Origin of the sequence: Janthinobacterium sp. Mn2066 (assembly GCF_049319705.1) — a bacterium.
Lineage (GTDB): Bacteria > Pseudomonadota > Gammaproteobacteria > Burkholderiales > Burkholderiaceae_D > Janthinobacterium.
Genome location: NZ_JBMOUF010000005.1, coordinates 59,523 through 75,256, shown reverse-complemented (window position 1 = coordinate 75,256; position 15,734 = coordinate 59,523). Strand labels below are relative to the sequence as shown.

Annotated in this window: 16 protein-coding genes; 7 read left to right on the top strand and 9 right to left on the bottom strand. The window is 64.5% G+C overall.

Annotated features, from left to right (window positions below; translation table 11 throughout):
• Nucleotides 1–86: 86 nt before the first annotated feature.
• A complete protein-coding gene (locus ACL9RI_RS10910; RefSeq protein WP_422726591.1) occupies nt 87–386 on the top strand; it encodes a hypothetical protein in 300 nt (99 codons plus the stop codon).
• Nucleotides 387–407: 21 nt separating this feature from the next.
• Here ACL9RI_RS10910 and ACL9RI_RS10905 read toward each other — a convergent pair whose 3' ends face one another.
• The 3 genes from ACL9RI_RS10905 to ACL9RI_RS10895 all read right to left on the bottom strand — a co-directional run bounded on the left by ACL9RI_RS10905 (nt 408) and on the right by ACL9RI_RS10895 (nt 3,592).
• Nucleotides 408–1,199 carry a hypothetical protein gene (locus tag ACL9RI_RS10905; RefSeq protein WP_422726590.1) on the bottom strand — a complete coding sequence of 264 codons (792 nt, stop codon included), beginning with the start codon at nt 1,197–1,199 and terminating at the stop codon, nt 408–410.
• Nucleotides 1,200–1,260: 61 nt separating this feature from the next.
• Nucleotides 1,261–1,881, bottom strand: a complete 621-nt coding sequence (locus ACL9RI_RS10900; RefSeq protein ID WP_422726589.1) for a ParB-like protein — start codon at nt 1,879–1,881, stop codon at nt 1,261–1,263.
• A 49-nt stretch (nt 1,882–1,930) separates the two neighbouring features.
• On the bottom strand, nt 1,931–3,592 hold the full coding sequence (locus ACL9RI_RS10895; RefSeq protein WP_422726588.1) for a SulP family inorganic anion transporter: 1,662 nt from the start codon (nt 3,590–3,592) through the stop codon (nt 1,931–1,933).
• 161 nt (nt 3,593–3,753) lie between these two features.
• Here ACL9RI_RS10895 and ACL9RI_RS10890 point away from each other — a divergent pair, with 161 nt between their 5' ends.
• The 3 genes from ACL9RI_RS10890 (at nt 3,754) to ACL9RI_RS10880 (ending at nt 6,023) form a co-directional block, all read left to right on the top strand.
• Nucleotides 3,754–4,587 (top strand): HDOD domain-containing protein, encoded by an 834-nt coding sequence (locus ACL9RI_RS10890; protein ID WP_422726587.1) that lies wholly within the window; start codon nt 3,754–3,756, stop codon nt 4,585–4,587.
• A gap of 99 nt (nt 4,588–4,686) precedes the next feature.
• Nucleotides 4,687–5,136 (top strand): hypothetical protein, encoded by a 450-nt coding sequence (locus ACL9RI_RS10885; protein ID WP_422726586.1) that lies wholly within the window; start codon nt 4,687–4,689, stop codon nt 5,134–5,136.
• Complete coding sequence (locus ACL9RI_RS10880) at nt 5,133–6,023, top strand: DUF2145 domain-containing protein (protein ID WP_422726585.1); 891 nt, start codon at nt 5,133–5,135, stop codon at nt 6,021–6,023. The genes ACL9RI_RS10885 and ACL9RI_RS10880 overlap by 4 nt, the downstream gene beginning before the upstream one ends.
• Here the strand turns inward: ACL9RI_RS10880 and ACL9RI_RS10875 are convergent.
• The gene (locus ACL9RI_RS10875; protein ID WP_422726584.1) at nt 6,020–6,589 is read right to left on the bottom strand and encodes a flavin reductase family protein; all 570 of its coding nucleotides are present in this window, start codon (nt 6,587–6,589) and stop codon (nt 6,020–6,022) included. The two genes, ACL9RI_RS10880 and ACL9RI_RS10875, sit on opposite strands and share 4 nt — an antisense overlap.
• 31 nt (nt 6,590–6,620) lie before the next feature.
• Between ACL9RI_RS10875 and ACL9RI_RS10870 the strand changes: the two genes are divergently transcribed.
• Nucleotides 6,621–7,295 carry a contractile injection system tape measure protein gene (locus ACL9RI_RS10870; RefSeq protein ID WP_422726583.1) on the top strand — a complete coding sequence of 225 codons (675 nt, stop codon included), beginning with the start codon at nt 6,621–6,623 and terminating at the stop codon, nt 7,293–7,295.
• Nucleotides 7,296–7,314: 19 nt separating this feature from the next.
• Here ACL9RI_RS10870 and ACL9RI_RS10865 read toward each other — a convergent pair whose 3' ends face one another.
• The 3 genes from ACL9RI_RS10865 to ACL9RI_RS10855 are packed head-to-tail and all read right to left on the bottom strand — an operon-like array spanning nt 7,315 to nt 11,159.
• Nucleotides 7,315–8,013: a Fe2+-dependent dioxygenase gene (locus tag ACL9RI_RS10865; RefSeq protein WP_422726582.1), complete on the bottom strand. Its 699-nt coding sequence runs from the start codon at nt 8,011–8,013 to the stop codon at nt 7,315–7,317.
• Between the two features lie 7 nt (nt 8,014–8,020).
• The gene (locus ACL9RI_RS10860) at nt 8,021–8,764 is read right to left on the bottom strand and encodes a tetratricopeptide repeat protein (RefSeq protein WP_422726581.1); all 744 of its coding nucleotides are present in this window, start codon (nt 8,762–8,764) and stop codon (nt 8,021–8,023) included.
• A gap of 4 nt (nt 8,765–8,768) precedes the next feature.
• Nucleotides 8,769–11,159, bottom strand: a complete 2,391-nt coding sequence (locus ACL9RI_RS10855) for a TonB-dependent receptor (RefSeq protein WP_422726580.1) — start codon at nt 11,157–11,159, stop codon at nt 8,769–8,771.
• A gap of 181 nt (nt 11,160–11,340) precedes the next feature.
• On the opposite strand from ACL9RI_RS10855, the gene ACL9RI_RS10850 reads away from it, so the two are divergent.
• Both ACL9RI_RS10850 and ACL9RI_RS10845 read left to right on the top strand, forming a co-directional pair.
• Nucleotides 11,341–12,063: a response regulator gene (locus ACL9RI_RS10850; protein WP_422726579.1), complete on the top strand. Its 723-nt coding sequence runs from the start codon at nt 11,341–11,343 to the stop codon at nt 12,061–12,063.
• Nucleotides 12,063–13,496 (top strand): ATP-binding protein, encoded by a 1,434-nt coding sequence (locus tag ACL9RI_RS10845; RefSeq protein WP_422726578.1) that lies wholly within the window; start codon nt 12,063–12,065, stop codon nt 13,494–13,496. The genes ACL9RI_RS10850 and ACL9RI_RS10845 overlap by 1 nt, the downstream gene beginning before the upstream one ends.
• Here the strand turns inward: ACL9RI_RS10845 and ACL9RI_RS10840 are convergent.
• Nucleotides 13,450–14,649: an MFS transporter gene (locus ACL9RI_RS10840; RefSeq protein WP_422726577.1), complete on the bottom strand. Its 1,200-nt coding sequence runs from the start codon at nt 14,647–14,649 to the stop codon at nt 13,450–13,452. The two genes, ACL9RI_RS10845 and ACL9RI_RS10840, sit on opposite strands and share 47 nt — an antisense overlap.
• Nucleotides 14,642–15,676: a zinc-dependent alcohol dehydrogenase family protein gene (locus tag ACL9RI_RS10835; RefSeq protein ID WP_422726576.1), complete on the bottom strand. Its 1,035-nt coding sequence runs from the start codon at nt 15,674–15,676 to the stop codon at nt 14,642–14,644. The genes ACL9RI_RS10840 and ACL9RI_RS10835 overlap by 8 nt, the downstream gene beginning before the upstream one ends.
• Between the last annotated feature and the right edge of the window lie 58 nt (nt 15,677–15,734).

Below are 15,734 nucleotides of genomic sequence, written 5' to 3'. Positions count from 1 at the left end.
CATGCCTGCGCAGGGAACGCGCTGGCTCATGCTGACATTCACTGGCGGTAATTCAGCCTCCTCACTCTTACCACAAGATAAAAGCCATGACTAAATTTCTCATTTTCATTCTTCTCGGATGTACCCTGCAAACAGCGATTGCCCAGGACAAAAAACAGACCCGGGATCAGTGCATGGCCAAGTGCTTGCCACTGATCGCAGAATTTAATGATCACGGGCGCCACGAACAGGTTTTAAAAAAAATACAGGCCAAACGTGAAGGCGTCACCGATCCGGCAATCCTGAAGGCACTCGATAAGGATGAAGCCGATGAAATGGACAAATATCAGGATAAACATGAAAAAATGTGCCGTGACCTGTGCAAATATTTCCCCGAAACCTTATAGGAGCAGGACGGACTCTGACCGTTAATCGAGCTTGTGCCGGAACGTCGGCTCGATATTGCGCGCATGCAGCCAGCGCACGATATCTTCCAGGGTGGCATCCTGCAACAGCAAGCCTGGCGATGCGAGGGGCGCCGGCGCTGGCACGGCAACAACAGGCATCACGGCTGCTGCCGGCGCCAGGCCCGCATGCTGCTGCAGCTTGGCCAGCGCCTGGGCAAACTGCGCCGGCGCGATGCTGCGCAGACTTTCCAGGAAACCCAGTTGCGCGGCGGGCGTGGGCGGCATGTCCAGGCCGGGCTCGTCGGCAAACGCGGCGCCCATGCCGGGGTGGATAAAGGCGGCCCATTTTCCTGACGGCTGCAGGCATGGCGGCAATTGCGCCTGTTCCAGGTAGGCAGCCGGCGGCACGGCGAGAATATCGGTCGAAGCCGGCAAGAAAGTCGAGCGCAGCAATTGCACGAATTGTTGGGCCTGCACCAAAGGCACGGGCGTGGCCAGCGACAGCCATAGCTGGAACGCCGTGCCCGAGATGCTGACGGCCGGCGCCGGCAAGTTCAGTTCATGCTGCAGCGCATTGGCGATCGTGCACAGGTCGGCCCAGTGCTGTTCGCCGCTCCCCTTGCCGCCAAATGCCATCACCAGCGCGCGCACCAGGCCGGCATCGTTCACCAGCTGGACGGCCACCGTGTGATCGCCCGACAGATGCTGCGCCAGCACGGCCGGCGTCAGCCCATGTTCGCTGCCATCCGCGGCCAGGTAGCGCTGCTCGTCGAACAGATACAGGCGGTGTAATTCAGAAATCAGTTTATGCATGGTCGGTCCCGTGACGCCGCCGGCAAGCTTGCCAGCGGCGTGCGATTATAGCCGAGCAAGCTCAGCCTGGCGGCACCACGCCAGTCCAGCCTGGCAAGTAGCGCGCCTGCTGCGTGCTGGCCAGTTTCATCGCCTGATCCAGCGCCTTGCCGAAGTTTTTCTGCAGGGTAGCCGGCGCGATGCGGCTGCGGAAGAAGTCGGCCCACAGGAATTCGCTGAAGGGCGTCACATCCTTGGCGTAACCGCCGGCGCTGCGCAATTCACCGGCCAGGCTGCGGTAGGGATCGTCCTGCAAGCCGCTCAGATGATGGGGAATGGCCGAAAAATCGCGGCGCAAGCCTTCGCTGTCGTAGGGATGCACCCACTGGTGGTGGTCCATCACATGCCAGAAATGCAGCGGCTCCAGCCAGGACAGGTCCTTCAAGATCATCAGCCGCACGCTTTTCACGCCTTCCTGGTGCAGCGCCAGGCCGAAATGGTGGTGATCGACGATATAATGGCGCCCTTCCGGACCGATAATGCTGGGAAACCAGTGATCGGACAGCGCCGTTGTGCGCGCCTTCCGGCCCAGCTTGGCCCAATGCTGGCGCTTGAGCGCGACTTCGGCCATGCCGACGGTAATCTGCGTAGGCAGCAGCTTGTTCAGCCGCGCCTTCACCAACTGCGGTTTTGCATTTGTCATGCCAGCTCCTCGACGGCTTCAGTTGCCTGCCAGCGTAGCATAATCGCGCTCAATTTTCATGCGGTGTGGAATCAACGGAATCGAGCAGGCGCACCGCTTCGGCCACGCTCAGTTCGCTCAAGACCAGCCCCGGCGGACTGTCGTCCAGCAGATCGGGCATGGCGCGCTGAAGCAGATCGAATACGGGCTCCTTCAGCCGTGCCAGCGCCAGGCGTACTCCGCGCTGGTGGACAAACAGGGCAAAGTCGCGCAGCGCCTCGACGCTGCTGCCATCGAGGTCGGGCGACTCTTCCAGGCTCAGGATGAGCTTGCGGACCTGGCGGTCTTCCAGCATGGCGCGCGCCAGGCGCAGGCTGCGCTCGGCATTGGCAAAGAACAGCGGCTCATCGACCCGCAAGATCAGCATGTCCGCCGCGGCCCTGGCTGCCGGGTGTTGCGCCAGCTTGACATAATCGTGGCTGTCGCCCAGCCTGCCCAGCACCGACAACCCCGGTTGCGACAGCCGGCGCAGCATCAGCGCCAGGCTGATGGCGATCGCCACCAGCAAGCCATCGAGCACGCCAAACAGCAGCACGCCGGCAATCGCCACCAGCACCAGCAGCCGGTCGCGGCGCCAGCTGAAATACGGACGCAAGGCCACGGGATTCAAGGTATGGCTGACGGCGTGGATCACCACGGCCGCCAGTACCGGTACGGGTACCAGCGCCACCAGGGGCAGCATGGCCAGCACGATCAGGCCCACCACGGCGGCCGCCACCAGCCCGGCCAGGCGCGAGGTGGCGCCCGCCGCATCGTTGGCGGAAGTGGCCGAATAACCGGCGCCCACCGGCATCGCCTGGAACAGCCCGGCCACCACGTTCGCCAGGCCCAGCGCCAGCAGGTCGCGTTCGGCGGCCACCGTATCGCCATGTTTCAGGGCGAAGTTGCGGATGGAGCCATACGATTCCGCATACAGGATCAGCGCCAGCGCGAAGGCCAGTTCGGCCAGGCGCGTCCATTCGGCCTGCGTCAGCTGCGGCAACACCGGCATGGCCAGCGTCAGATCGATGTGCCCCACCAGCGCCACGCCGTGACTGGACAAGTCCAGCCAGCGCCCGGCAGCGATGCCCAGCGCGATGACGATCAGGCCGGCGGGCCAGCGCTGCCAGCGCCTGAGCACGAACAGCAACAGCAGCGCCAGCGCGCAGATGGCCGCCCCGCTCCAGTTCCACTGCCCTGCACTGCCCAGAAAATCCGGCAGCAGATGCAGCAGATCGCTGTGCGCCGGCTGCACGCCCAGCACGCTGGGCAATTGCTTGACGATGATCACGATCGCCAGGCCGAAGGAAAAGCCGCGCAGCACGGGCTTGGCGATGAATTCCGTGATGCTGCCCAGCCTGGCCAGCCACGCCAGCAGGAAAAATGCCCCCGTCAGTATCACCAGGCCCGCCATCAGCATCAGCTTGTGGCCAGCCGTGCCTCCCGGCAAGGAAGCCATGGCGGCCGCCAGCACGGCGGCGGAAGACGAGGTGGCCGAGACGATGGCAAAGCGGCTGGTGCCCAGCAGGCCGTAACACAGCAGGCCGGCGAACAGCGCCAGGATGCCGGCCTGCGGCGACAGATTGGCGATGCTGGCATAGGCCACCGCTTCGGGCAGCAGCAGGCCGGCAATCGACAGGCCGGCGCTGGCGTCTTGCCAGCGGTTGCTCGACGTACTAGCCATGGCGTTCATCGTGCCGGTCCTTGTCAGGTGTGCTTGCCTGCCATGATGACGCAAAGTGCGGCCGGATGCAGCAAGAATCGCCACGTCGCGTCCTAATGAATCGAGGCCCGTGGAAGAAATGATGAATAATGCCTTTATTGATGACTTATTGATGAATTCGCCAACCACTCATGCATGTCGACACGCTCAATAGCCTGGCCCTGCTGCTCGCCCGCGCCCAGGACGATGGCCTGACCTTTCCCACCAGCGTCAATGCCGCGCTGCGCCTGCAGCAGGCGCTGGGAGAATCCGATTTTCACGTGGCCGACATCCACCGCCTGCTGCTGTCAGAGCCGGCCCTGTCGGCGCGCGCCGTGGCGCTGGCCAATTCGGTGATCTTCACGCATGGCCGCATCGAGCCCGTCAGCAGCGTGCGCGCCGCCATCGAACGCCTGGGCCAGCGCAACCTGCAATCGCTGGCGACGGCGGCCGTCATCCGGCAAATCCATACGGGCATCGCCGACGACCATCTGCGCAGCATGGCCGCGCAGTTATGGGCCCACACCGTGCACGTGACGGCGCTGGCGCACGACATCGCCCGCGCCGTGACAAACACCGACGCCGATACGGCCATGTTCGCGGCCATCGTGCATGAAGTGGGCGGCCTGTACCTGCTGGCCGAAGCCGACAAGCTGCCAGGACTATATGATCAACTCGATGGGCACATGGCGCCGGCGCTGGAAGTCATCACGCGTGCGCTGATGCGGCAACTGAGCGTGCCGCCACGGGTGGCCGACGCCATCGTGGCCCTGCCCGGCGCCACCATCATGCTGCCGCCGGCAGGCCTGCGCGACACGCTGCTGCTGGCCAAGGCGCTGTCCGGCGTGGCGTCGCCCTTGCCGCAGGCGCCGCGCACCGTCAGCGCGGAGCTGCAAGCCTACCTCGATGCCGATCCCGCACTGCAGGCGCTGCGCAGCACGCCATCGGCCGAGGCGCAGGCGCTGATCGCAGTGCTGCTGGGCTGATCGGAAGAGGTGATCTGCTATTATCCTGACGCCGGCACGCAGCGATGCGTCCGGCCTTTCGTATCCAGGGACATACAGGAATATAGTAAGGACACCGCCTTGAAGACTACTTTACGCTTGCTCGGCCTGGCCGCAGCACTGGCCACGGCCCACCTCGCCCACGCCGACAGCATCGTTTCCTCCGCTTCCAGCGCAGGCTCCGCCTCGAGCGGCAGCATCTCCGATTCGCTCAATGGTTCCAGCAATAGCTCGCGCCATGACCGCCGCGTGGCCAACGGCCCCTACCGCATCATCGAGATCGCCGCCTTGCCCGGCCGCGAGGGCATGACCCGTTTGACCCTGCAAGCAGAGGCACAGCAGGAGCCGCTGACACTCGACCTGCCCAAGGCCACCTTCGACAAGCAGCAACTGGCGCAAGGCGACGCCGTGCATGCGCAAAACCGCGACTACGGCATCGAATTTTCCCGCAACGATAACCGCGTAGCCTTCTTTTTGGTACTGGCCGACGACTGGTACGGCGAACTGGCATCGCGTCCGGTCAGCATGTGAAGCGGCGTCACCTGGCAGCGCTGCTGCTGGCCGTTTGCGCCGGCAGCGTTTCGGCATCCTCGCGCTTCTGCGACCGCTCGCAGGAACTCACCGCCACCGAACAAGACCGTTTATTGCGTTTTGCCGCCGTGGTGCGCCAGGAACTGGCGGCTACCGAAGGCAGCGTGGCCCTGGTCAGCCGTTCGGGCCTGGACCTGTCGCGCTTCGGCATCCGTTATTCGCATGCGGCCCTGGCCTGGCGCCATGACGACGGCGCCTGGTCGGCGCGCCAGCTGTACTACGCCTGCGACGAAGGCCGGCCCCGCATCTTCGACCAGGGCACGGCCGGTTTCGCGATGGGCACGGACAATCCATCGCTCGCTTATGTCTCGCTGGTGCGCCTGCCGGCCGAGACGCTGGCGCCGCTGCGCCAGACCTTGCTCGACCCGGCCCGCGTGCAGCATTTGCTGGCGGGTCGCTACAGCGCCAACGCCTATCCTTTCAGCCTGGAATACCAGAACTGCAACCAGTGGGTGGCGGAATTGCTGGCCGCTGCCTGGGGCCAGCTGGCCGATGGCGGCGACTTGCGGGCGCGGGCGCAAGACTGGCTGCGCACGGCGGCCTATGCGCCCGAACCTGTGCCGGTCAGTTCACGCTGGCTGATGTTCGGCGCCCTGTTCGTGCCCTTGATCCACCTGGACGACCACCCCAAGGTTGACGTGGCCACCCTGCGCATGCAGGTGAGCCTGCCAGCCAGCCTGGAAACCTGGATCCATGCACGCCTGCCTGCCAGCGAACGGGTGGAAATCTGCCACGATGGCAAGCAGGTGGTGGTGCACCAGGGCTGGTCGCCCGTTACAGACGGTTGCGTCCCAGGCCCCAATGACCGCGTAATCCCCTTCGACTAAACCGTCAACGATTCGCCGATCGCATAAAACTGGCCGCCGGCGATGTAGTGCAGGCTGCGCAAGGATGGATCGGCTTTTTCAAAATGCCAGTGGCCATCGCTGAACACCCGCGTGTCGGCCCAGGCAGCCACCACTTCGCCAATGAATAAATCGTAGGTATTCTGGTTGTGCGGCTCGGGGATCAGGCGGCAAGCCAGCCATGCGGAACAGCCAGCCACGAAGGGCAGGTCGTGGCCTTCCCTGCCGAACAATTCCACGCCCGCACGGGCCAGCTTGTCCGGCTCGTCGGCCAGGCTGCGCGTGCCCACGGCGTGCGTCAGTTGCAGCTGGGCCGCGGTCGGCACCTGGATCACGAAGCTGCCGCTGCCTTCCACCAGCGCGCGCGTGCTGGTCGCCTTGTCCAGCACCACCGTCAATTTTGGCGGCGCAAAATCGAGCGCGCAAGCCCAGGCGGCGGCCATCACGTTGTCCACGCCGCCATGACGGGCCGAGACCAGCACCGATGGGCCGTGATTGAGCAGGCGGTAGGCTTTTTCCAGCGGGACCGGGGCGATATGGTTCAGCATTTCTTCTCCTTGACAGGGCAACAGCGCATTCATGATGAGCGGGCATTGTAATGCAAGGCGCCAGCAGCCAGGCAGCGCAATGTCAGTTATACTTTACGCAAGCCATACGGTAGTCCATCCTGTTTCAAGACCAAGACTCGCTACGCTGGAGGTTTATCTGCCATCGCTCGCCCACCCTGAACCGCAGGAACAGCAGCCGATCTATCCAGGCAACGCAGGCCTGGTGTTGCTGCATCCCTTCCTGCCATATTTTTTCAAGCGGCTCCAGCTGCTGACCGAGGACGCCGACGGCGTTGCCCGCTTCACCAGTACGCAAGCGGCCAGCCGCGCCGTGCATCTGCTGCAGTATCTGGTCGATCAGCGCTGCGATGCGTCGCAAGCTGAACTGACCTTGAACAAGCTGCTGTGCGGCCTGCCGCCCGACATGCCGCTGGCGTCCGCCATCACGCCAGATGAAAGCGAACTGGTGCTCTGCGATCAGTTACTCATGGCGGTGATAAGCAATTGGGAGATATTCGGGAACAGCTCGCCCGCCGGCCTGCGCGAAATGTTCCTGCAGCGCGAAGGGCTGCTGCTGCCAGGCAACGGCCTATGGGCGCTGACGGTATCGCGCAAGACGATCGATGTGCTGCTCCAGAAAATGCCCTGGTCGATTTCCGTGGTCAGAAACCGCTGGATGCCCCAGCCGCTGTCGGTAACATGGTAATCGGAACAACCTCAATCCACTATCCGCCCTGCCCCCACATGCGCAGCAGATTGTGATACGTCCCCGTCAAGCCCAGCACGGCCGATGACTGTCCATCCTGCGCGGTGGCCCGCAGCAGCATCAGGTCGCGGTCCATCTGGAACAGCAGGCGGCGCTGCTCTTCGCTGCGCACCATGCTTTCGATCCAGAAGAAGCTGGCGTAGCGCTGCCCTGCCGTCACGGGATTGACCCGGTGGATCTTGTCGGCCGGGTACAGCAGCATGTCGCCGGCCTTCAGCTTCACATGTTCATCGCGCCAGCTGTCACAGACCACCAGTTCGCCGCCCGCATATTCTTCCGGTTCGCTGAGGAACAGGGTGCAGGACAAGTCCGTGCGCACCCGTTCGCCGTCCGGCAGGATGCGCATGGCCACGTCGACGTGGTCATCGAGATAATCGCCAGGGCGGCTTTCGCTGCCCTGGTAGCGGCTGAACATGGGCGGCGCGATCGTGCGCGGCAAGGCGGCCGAAAAAAACAGCTGGTTGCGGCGCAAGGCGTGCAACACCAGTTGCTGTAATGGCTGCGTCGCAGGTCCCTGCGGTGGCAGCTGGCGGTTGCGCTTGATCTGCGCCGGCAGGCTGCCCGAAGTGGCGCGGCCATCTTCCCAGTCGGCAGAATCCAGCATGGCGCGGGCCTGGGCCAGTTCGGCCGCGTCCAGCACGGAGGTGAGGTGCAGCATGGTCTTCCTATGCTAAAAAAGGCGCTTGATCCGCCAGTGCCCGGATCGCAGGCAACGGCGAGGCCAACAGCCATGGCCGCAGGTTGGCCATGAAGGCGGGCGTGGCGCTTGTGGGAATGCGGCGCAGCCAGGCCAGCGCCTGCTGCGGTTTGCCCTTGTCCAGCAGCAGCCGCGCATGGTTGAACTGGCCGCGAAAATCGCCGCCGACGGCCGCTTCGCAGTAACACACGGCCGCCTGGGCCAGATCAGACGGCATTTCCCAGCCTTCCTCGTAAAAACGGCCGAGAATATTGATGGACTTGGCATGCCCCTGTGCCGCCGCCTGGCGGTACAGTGCCAGCGCGGCGGCGCGGTCGGCGTCGATGCCCTTGCCGCTCATCAGCAGATTGGCCAGGTTGTAGCGTCCCCAGTCCAGGCCCAGGGTCGCGGCCTGGCGGTACCAGTACACGGCCAGCTGGGCGTCGGCCGGCACGCCCCAGCCATTTTCCAGGCAGCGCCCCAGCATATTGACCGCCTCGACATCGTCGCGCGCAGCCGCCTGGCGGAACCAGTAGACGGCTTGCTTTGCGTCGGCCGGCAGACCTTCGCCGGTCAGCATACGCTGCGCGAGGATGGCTTGCGCGCGCGGCACGCCCTGGCGGGCGGCCGCCACCAGCCAGGGCTGCGATTGCTCCCCCGCCTCGGCCAGCATGGCCGCCCAGCCATCGGCCGGCAAGGCCGACAACTGGGCAACGCTAACGGTCGCGTCCATCCTCTTAAAAACTCAGGTCCGCGCTGAGGCTGACGCTGCGGCTGGCGCCCGGCACGCCGTACAGCTGGAAGCCGTCCAGCGAAGAACCGATGCGCGCCCAGTAAAACTTGTTGGCCAGGTTTTGCACGTTCAGGTTCAGCGCCAGGCGCTCGTTGACGCGGTAACGGGCAGCGATGCTTTGCACCCAGTACGACGGCGCCTTTTCCGTATCGAACACGTAGACGGGCGCCTTGCCTGCCGGGCCATTGACAGTGCTGCTATTGTTATTCAAGCCGCCCACATAGGCATTGTCCGAATAGCGGCGCTCGCCCACGTATTGCGCGCCATAGCTCAGCACCAGGCCCCTGGCCGCTTCATACGAGGTCCAGATATTGAAGGTCAGGTTGGGCACGTTCTTCGCTTCGCTGCCTTCATTGATGCCCTTGGTCTGCTTGCTCATCAAACGCGACATGCCGCCATACACGGACCACAGCTGCGTGATATTGCCCTGCACGCCCAGTTCCGCACCCTGCACGCGCTTGGCCGGCAAGGCCCGCACAGGCGACACATCGCTATCGCCGTATTCCCACGAATCGGTCACGGAAGTTCGGAAGATGGCGCCCGTCAGCGCCAGGCGGTGCTGCAGCACATCCCATTTGCCGCCCAGTTCCATCGTTTTCGAAGTGGCGGGCGAATACGCGGACGCGGCAGCCGAACCGTAAATCGCATTATTGGTCGACGCGCCCAGCGCCGACGGCTGCGCCGCCTGCGCGTAGGCGACATAGATATTGGCTTCATCGACCGGCTTGTACATGGCGGCCACCCTGCCGCTGACGGCGCCGGCGCTGCTGCTGGACGTATTCACGCCCAGCGTGGAGGTGTCGGCCTTCCAGTGGTCATAGCGCAGGGACGCCACCATGCGCCATTGCGGCGTGAAGCGGATGGCGTCCGTCACATACACACCCGCATTGCTGACGACAGACTCCAGTCCGGCGCTGCCCTTCACGGTCGGCACGCTGCCGTGCACCACTTGCGGGTTCGCCATGTTGAACCACAGGGTGCCGGTTGGCGCGTTGACGGTGCGCTGCAGGTCGCCATAGCTTTCGCGGTACAGGTCCAGGCCCGTCACCAGTTCATGGTGCACGGCACCCGTGTCGAAGGCCAGGCTGAAGTCGGTCTGGTTGGCCGCTATCTTGTAGCGCTTCGAGGTGCCGAAGTCGCTGCCGCGCAGCACGCCATAGGGCTGCGTGACATTGCCGAAATCGGTATAGGAAGGAATCCCCGCCACTTTCGTCAGGCCGCCCAGCCCCACGTAGCCGAGCGAAGTGCCTTGCGTGGTGCCGTTCGCATTGGCCGCATTGAAGCGGGCCGGCGACAGCACGGACAGGTTGTCCGTCAGGGCCCAGCGCGACTGGTTGCGGATCTTCACGCCCGGCGCAAAATCATGTTCCAGCTTCAGGGTGAAGGAATCGGCCGTGGTTTGCTGGGTGTAGGCGTCGCTGCCGAACCAGGCGCTGTGCGGCACGTTCGCCATCGGCTGGCCATTGGTGCCACGCTGGATCGGCAAGCCGCCGTCCGGCACGTTCTTGTCTTCCTGGTGGAACAGGTCGACATAGATGCGGGTCGGGCCATCGAGGCCCGTAACGAACGAGGTGGCCAGACCCTGGCGGTTGTTATTGGTCACATCGCGGCCCGGCACGTCGTTCTTTTGTTTCATGAGATTGAAACGCAAGGCGCTGCCGGCGTCCAGCTGGCGGTTCAGGTCTGCCGTCACGCGGCGGTAGGCGGCGCTGCCCACGCCCACCGACACGTTGTTGCTATTGCCCAGCCTGGCTTCCTTGCTGACCAGGTTGACGGTGCCGCCCACGGCCGAGGTGCCCGACTCGATCGAGCCGGTGCCCTTGAACACTTCCACCTGGTCCAGGTTGAAGGTGTCATTGCGGCTCGACATGCCGGCGTCGCGCATGCCGTCCACCGTCAGGCTTTGTTCGGATGAAAAGCCGCGGATGGTAAACAGGTCGCCCCAGCCCAGGTTGCCCTCGCCCGAGGTAAACGTAATGCCGGGGACGTTTTTCAGGATATCTTGCAGGTTTTGCGCATTTTGCTCGGTCAGCACTTCGCGCGGCACGATGGTGATGCTTTGCGGCGTGTCCAGCAGCGGCTGGGCGAACTTGGCCGAACTCAGGTGCTCAGGCTTGTAGGCAGGCGCTTCGCGCTCGGCCTTCACCACCACGGCATTGAGCTGTTGCGGTTCGGCGGCAGCGGTGGCTGCATCGGCATCGGCCGCCAGTGCCGCGCCCGTGGCCCCCAGGGACGTGACGGCCAGGCCCACCGTGGCGGACAATTTTCCATACTGTGAAAAAAGGGCGGCGATGCTATCGGCGGTGGTGCTGTTATCGGTGCTGCGATGACGCATGGGGGATCCTCTGTAAATTGTAATGATTCTCATCTACAGGCACTATAATGGTTGCTGCACGGGGCAAGAACAGGGCAAAAACGCTGAAATGTAATGGAATGTGTTTACGCCACGGTAACGTCACATGCGATTACAAAAAAATGTTTTTTAGAGAATGCATTGAGAGAATGAGTACGGCAAGATGAAACGAGCGGATCAGGTGTTGATCGTCGATGACGACGAAGAAATACGGCAATTGCTGTCGGTATATCTGGAAGGCGCAGGCTACCAGGCGCACACGGCGGCCGATGGCGAACAGATGTGGCAAGTGCTGGCCAGCCGGCCCGTCGACCTGATCATCCTCGACCTGATGCTGCCGGGCGACGATGGCCTGGAACTGTGCCGCCAACTGCGCGCGCGGCGCAATATCCCCGTCATCATGCTGACGGCGCGCGGCACCCTGGTCGACCGCATCGTGGGCCTGGAAGTGGGCGCCGACGATTACCTGCCCAAGCCGTTCGACCCGCGCGAACTGCTGGCGCGCATCAAGGTGATCATCCGCCGCGCCCGCAGCTTCCCGGAAAAACAGGAAGCCGACCGCATCGGCACGGTCACGTTTGAAGGCTGGCAGCTCGACACGCGCGCGCGCCAGATGCGCTCGCCGCAGGGCGTGACCCTGTCACTGGGCAGTTCCGACTACCTGGTGCTCAGAGCACTGCTCGACCATCCCAAGCGCACCCTGAGCCGCGACTTTCTGCTGGCCGCCGTGTATGGCAAGGAAAGCCTGCCATTCGACCGCGCCATCGATGTCTGCGTCAGCCGGCTGCGCCAGCAGCTGGGCGACAATCCGCGCACGCCGGCCCTGATCAAGACCATCCGCAACGGCGGCTACATGCTCAATGCCGACGTGGCTTACCAGCCGTGATGCCGCTATTGAAAAAGCTGTGGCCGGGCAGCCTGTCGGGGCGCCTGGCGCTGGTGCTGATCGCCGGCATGCTGGCGGCGCAGGCGCTGACGGGCACCATCTGGTACGACATGCGTTATGGCAAGGCGATGGAAATCCCTACCCGCCTGGCCGCCACGCGCCTGGCCGACGCCGTGCGCATGCTCGACGCCGTACCGCCCGCCCATCGCCTTGCCATGTTCGCCGCCATCAGCAGCAAAGATTTCAAGCTCAGCGCCGTCGATGGCCCTTCGCCGGCGACGCCCGCCGTGGGACGCAACGCCCTGTTCAGCAGCGAACTGTTTCTCGACGTCTTGCGCCAGCGCCTGGGCGACCGGAGCGATGAACTGTCGCACCACCAGGTGCGCGTGCTGAATATCCACCTGGCCCCGGCCAATGCGGGCCAGGAACGCTGGTTTTCACTGCTGCATGACGCTTTCCCCTCTGGCCACTTCATCGTGCAGCTGCGTTTGCACGACGGCCAGTGGCTGCAGGCCGAAGCACTGGAAGGCCAGGCCGGCATGAGCACGGCGCCGCGCGCGGCCGCCATCGATTACCTGCTGCGTATTTACCTGCTGCGCATCGCCGCCGTGATCCTGCTGGCCTGGCTAGCCGTGCGCCTGGTGATGCAGCCGCTGGGCCGCCTGGCCGCTGCGGCCGACAAACTGGGCAAGAATATCTTCAGTCCACCGCTGGCCACGAACGGCCCGACGGAAGTGCGCAAGGCCTCGCAGGCGTTCAACGCCATGCAACAGCGCCTGATCGACAATATCGCCGAGCGCACGCGCTTCCTGGCGGCCGTCTCGCACGACTTGCGCTCGCCCATCACGCGTTTGAAACTGCGCACCGAACTGCTGCCAGGCGAAGCAGACCGCATCAAGTTCCGCCGCGACCTGGACGAGATGGATGCGCTGGTGGGCGCCACCCTGACCATGGTGCAGGACAGCGGCTTGCATGAACAGCAGCAGACGGTGGACATCGACAGCCTGCTGGCCAGCCTGTGCAGCGACTTTGCGGAAACCGGCGGCAAAGTGACCGTGACGGGTCAGGCCGCCCCCCTGCCCGGCTACGCGCGCAGCCTGAAACGCTGCCTGCAAAACATCATCGACAACGCCATCCGCTACGGTGGCGCAGCCCATGTGAAGGTGCGCGATGAAGGCGGCAAGGTCGTCATCAGCATCAGCGACGACGGCCCCGGCATCCCCGCAGCGCTGCTGGCGCGGGCGCTGGAACCGTTTTACCGGCTCGAAACCTCGCGCAACGCCGCCACGGGCGGCTTCGGCCTGGGCCTGTCGATTGCGCAAACGGTGGTCCAGGCCCATCATGGGGAGCTGAGCCTGCAGAATGGCGCCGAAAAAGGCCTGGTGGTTAGCCTGACCTTGCCGCGTGGCGCGGAGCCCGGCCATACAGGGTGACCGTGGCGGCGATCACGGCCACCGCCAGCACGGCGAACAGCAGGCCGCACCAGATCACGCTGCGCACGCCAAAGGCGTCGATAAACCAGCCGCCCACCACCGCCCCCAGCACCACGCCCGCGTTGCCTGCCGAGACAAACAGGCTGGTGGCAAAGGCTGGCGCTTCGGCCGCCGCCGACGTCAGCCACACTTGCGTGACCAGCATGCCGCTCGTATGCGTGGCGCCCCACAACAGTGCGACGACGGCCATGCTGGCGAGATCGGCGCGACCAGCCAGTAACAGCACCAGGTAAGAAAACCCGAGCGCCAGCGGGTGCAGCAAGGTGGTCGCCACCAGATTGCGGCCCAGCAGGCGGCTGGCCAGCAAATTACCGGAAACGCCGCCGATGCCGAACACCACCAGCACCAGGCTGATGCTGCCGCCATCCATGCCAGCCGCGCTTTTCAGGTATTCAGCGGCATAGCTGTAGACGGCAAACATGGCGGAAAATACCAGTACGGTGGCGATGATATTGAGCCAAAGCTGCGGCTTGCGCAGCACGGCCAGCTGATGGCCGAAGCTCAGCGCGACGGGACGGCCCTGCCCCGGCAGCATCAGCATCAGGCCCACGCCAGCGATGGCGGTGGCCGCCGCGCAGAACAGGAACGCAGCCTCGTAGGAAAAGTGGGCGGCGAACCAGGTCGTGGCCGGCACGCCCAGCACCAGTCCCAGGCTGGTGCCGACAAACGCCTGTCCCATGGCGTGCGCGGCCTGCTCCTTCGGATACAGCGAAGCGGCGGCCGTGAACGCGGCCGAAAAGAAGACCGGATGCAGCAGCGCCGGCACCACGCGCAGCGCCATCAGGCTGGAGAAATTCGGCGCATACGCAGACAGCACGCTGCAGATGGAAAAACCGCACAGCGCGCCCACCAGCACCTTCTTGCGGTCGTAGCGCGACGATAGCAGCACCAGGAACGGCCCCAGGAAGGTGATGATCAGGGCAAACAGGCCCATCAGCCACCCAGCCTCGGATACGCTCACGCCGAAGCGCTCGACAATCACCGGCAAGATGCCCACCACGCCGAATTCCAGCGTGTACAGGCCGAACAAGCCCAGCATGATGGCCGGCATGGCGGCCGTGGCAGCAACGCCCGGACCTGCAGGCTTATGCATGGCCGGCCGCCACCACGATCTTGCCGAAGGCGCCGCGCTGCAAATGCGCGAATGCCTGCGGCAACTGGTCGAACGCATAGCTGGTCTCGATCACCGGCCGTATCTTCAGCAAGTCCACGGCGCGCACCAGATCTTCCAGCGCGCGGCGCGGACCGACGGCGATCCCCGTGATCGTGGCGCGGCTGGCCACCAGCGCCATCACGGACAGGCTGAAACGGTCATCTTCGAGCAAGCCGATCACGGCAATGCGGCCGCCCTGCGCCACGGCGCGCAAGGAGCGTTCCACATTCTGGCCACCCGCCATTTCCAGAATATGCTCGGCGCCGCGCCCGCCCGTCAGCGCCAGCACTTGCTGCTCCCAGTCCGGCGTTACATTGCGATTGATGCCGTGGCTGGCGCCCAGAGCGATGGCGCGCGCGATCTTGTCATCGCTGCCGCTGACGACGATCACGCGGGCGCCATGGGCGGCCGCCAGCTGTACCGCGAACAGCGACACGCCGCCCGTGCCCTGCACCACCACGGTCTGCCCCGCATGCAGCTGGCCCGTTTCGACCAGCGCCATCCACGCCGTCAACCCCGCCACCGGCAAGGTACTCGCTTCCTGGGCGCCCAGGGAGTGCGGCGCATGCACATACCAGTCGGCCGGTTCCACTACATGGCGGGCCAGCACGCCAGGCAGCGGACCGCCACGCGCAGGCGCTACCGCCCAAGGCAGCGATGCGCCATCGCGCCAGCCAGGGATAAAGGCCGACAGCACGCGATCGCCCACGGCAAAGCGGTTCACGCCCTGGCCTACGGCAATCACGCGGCCGGCCAGGTCGGATGCAGGCGTGAAGGGGAATTCCAGCGTGGCGCCCATGCCGTTATCGGCCACTTCGGCGTCGCGGTAATTGAGGGAAACGGCTTCCATTTCGATGACGATCTGGCCCGCTTGCGGGGCCGGCAGCGGTACCTCGCGCAGCGCCAGCTGGTCAAAGCCATAAGCGGCGAGTTCCCAGCGTTCTGTACTAAGAGGAAGAGTGTTCATGATCAGCCTTTGATAAATATGATGAAGAGAGGGCTGCCAGCGTAGCGCCGATGCGGTT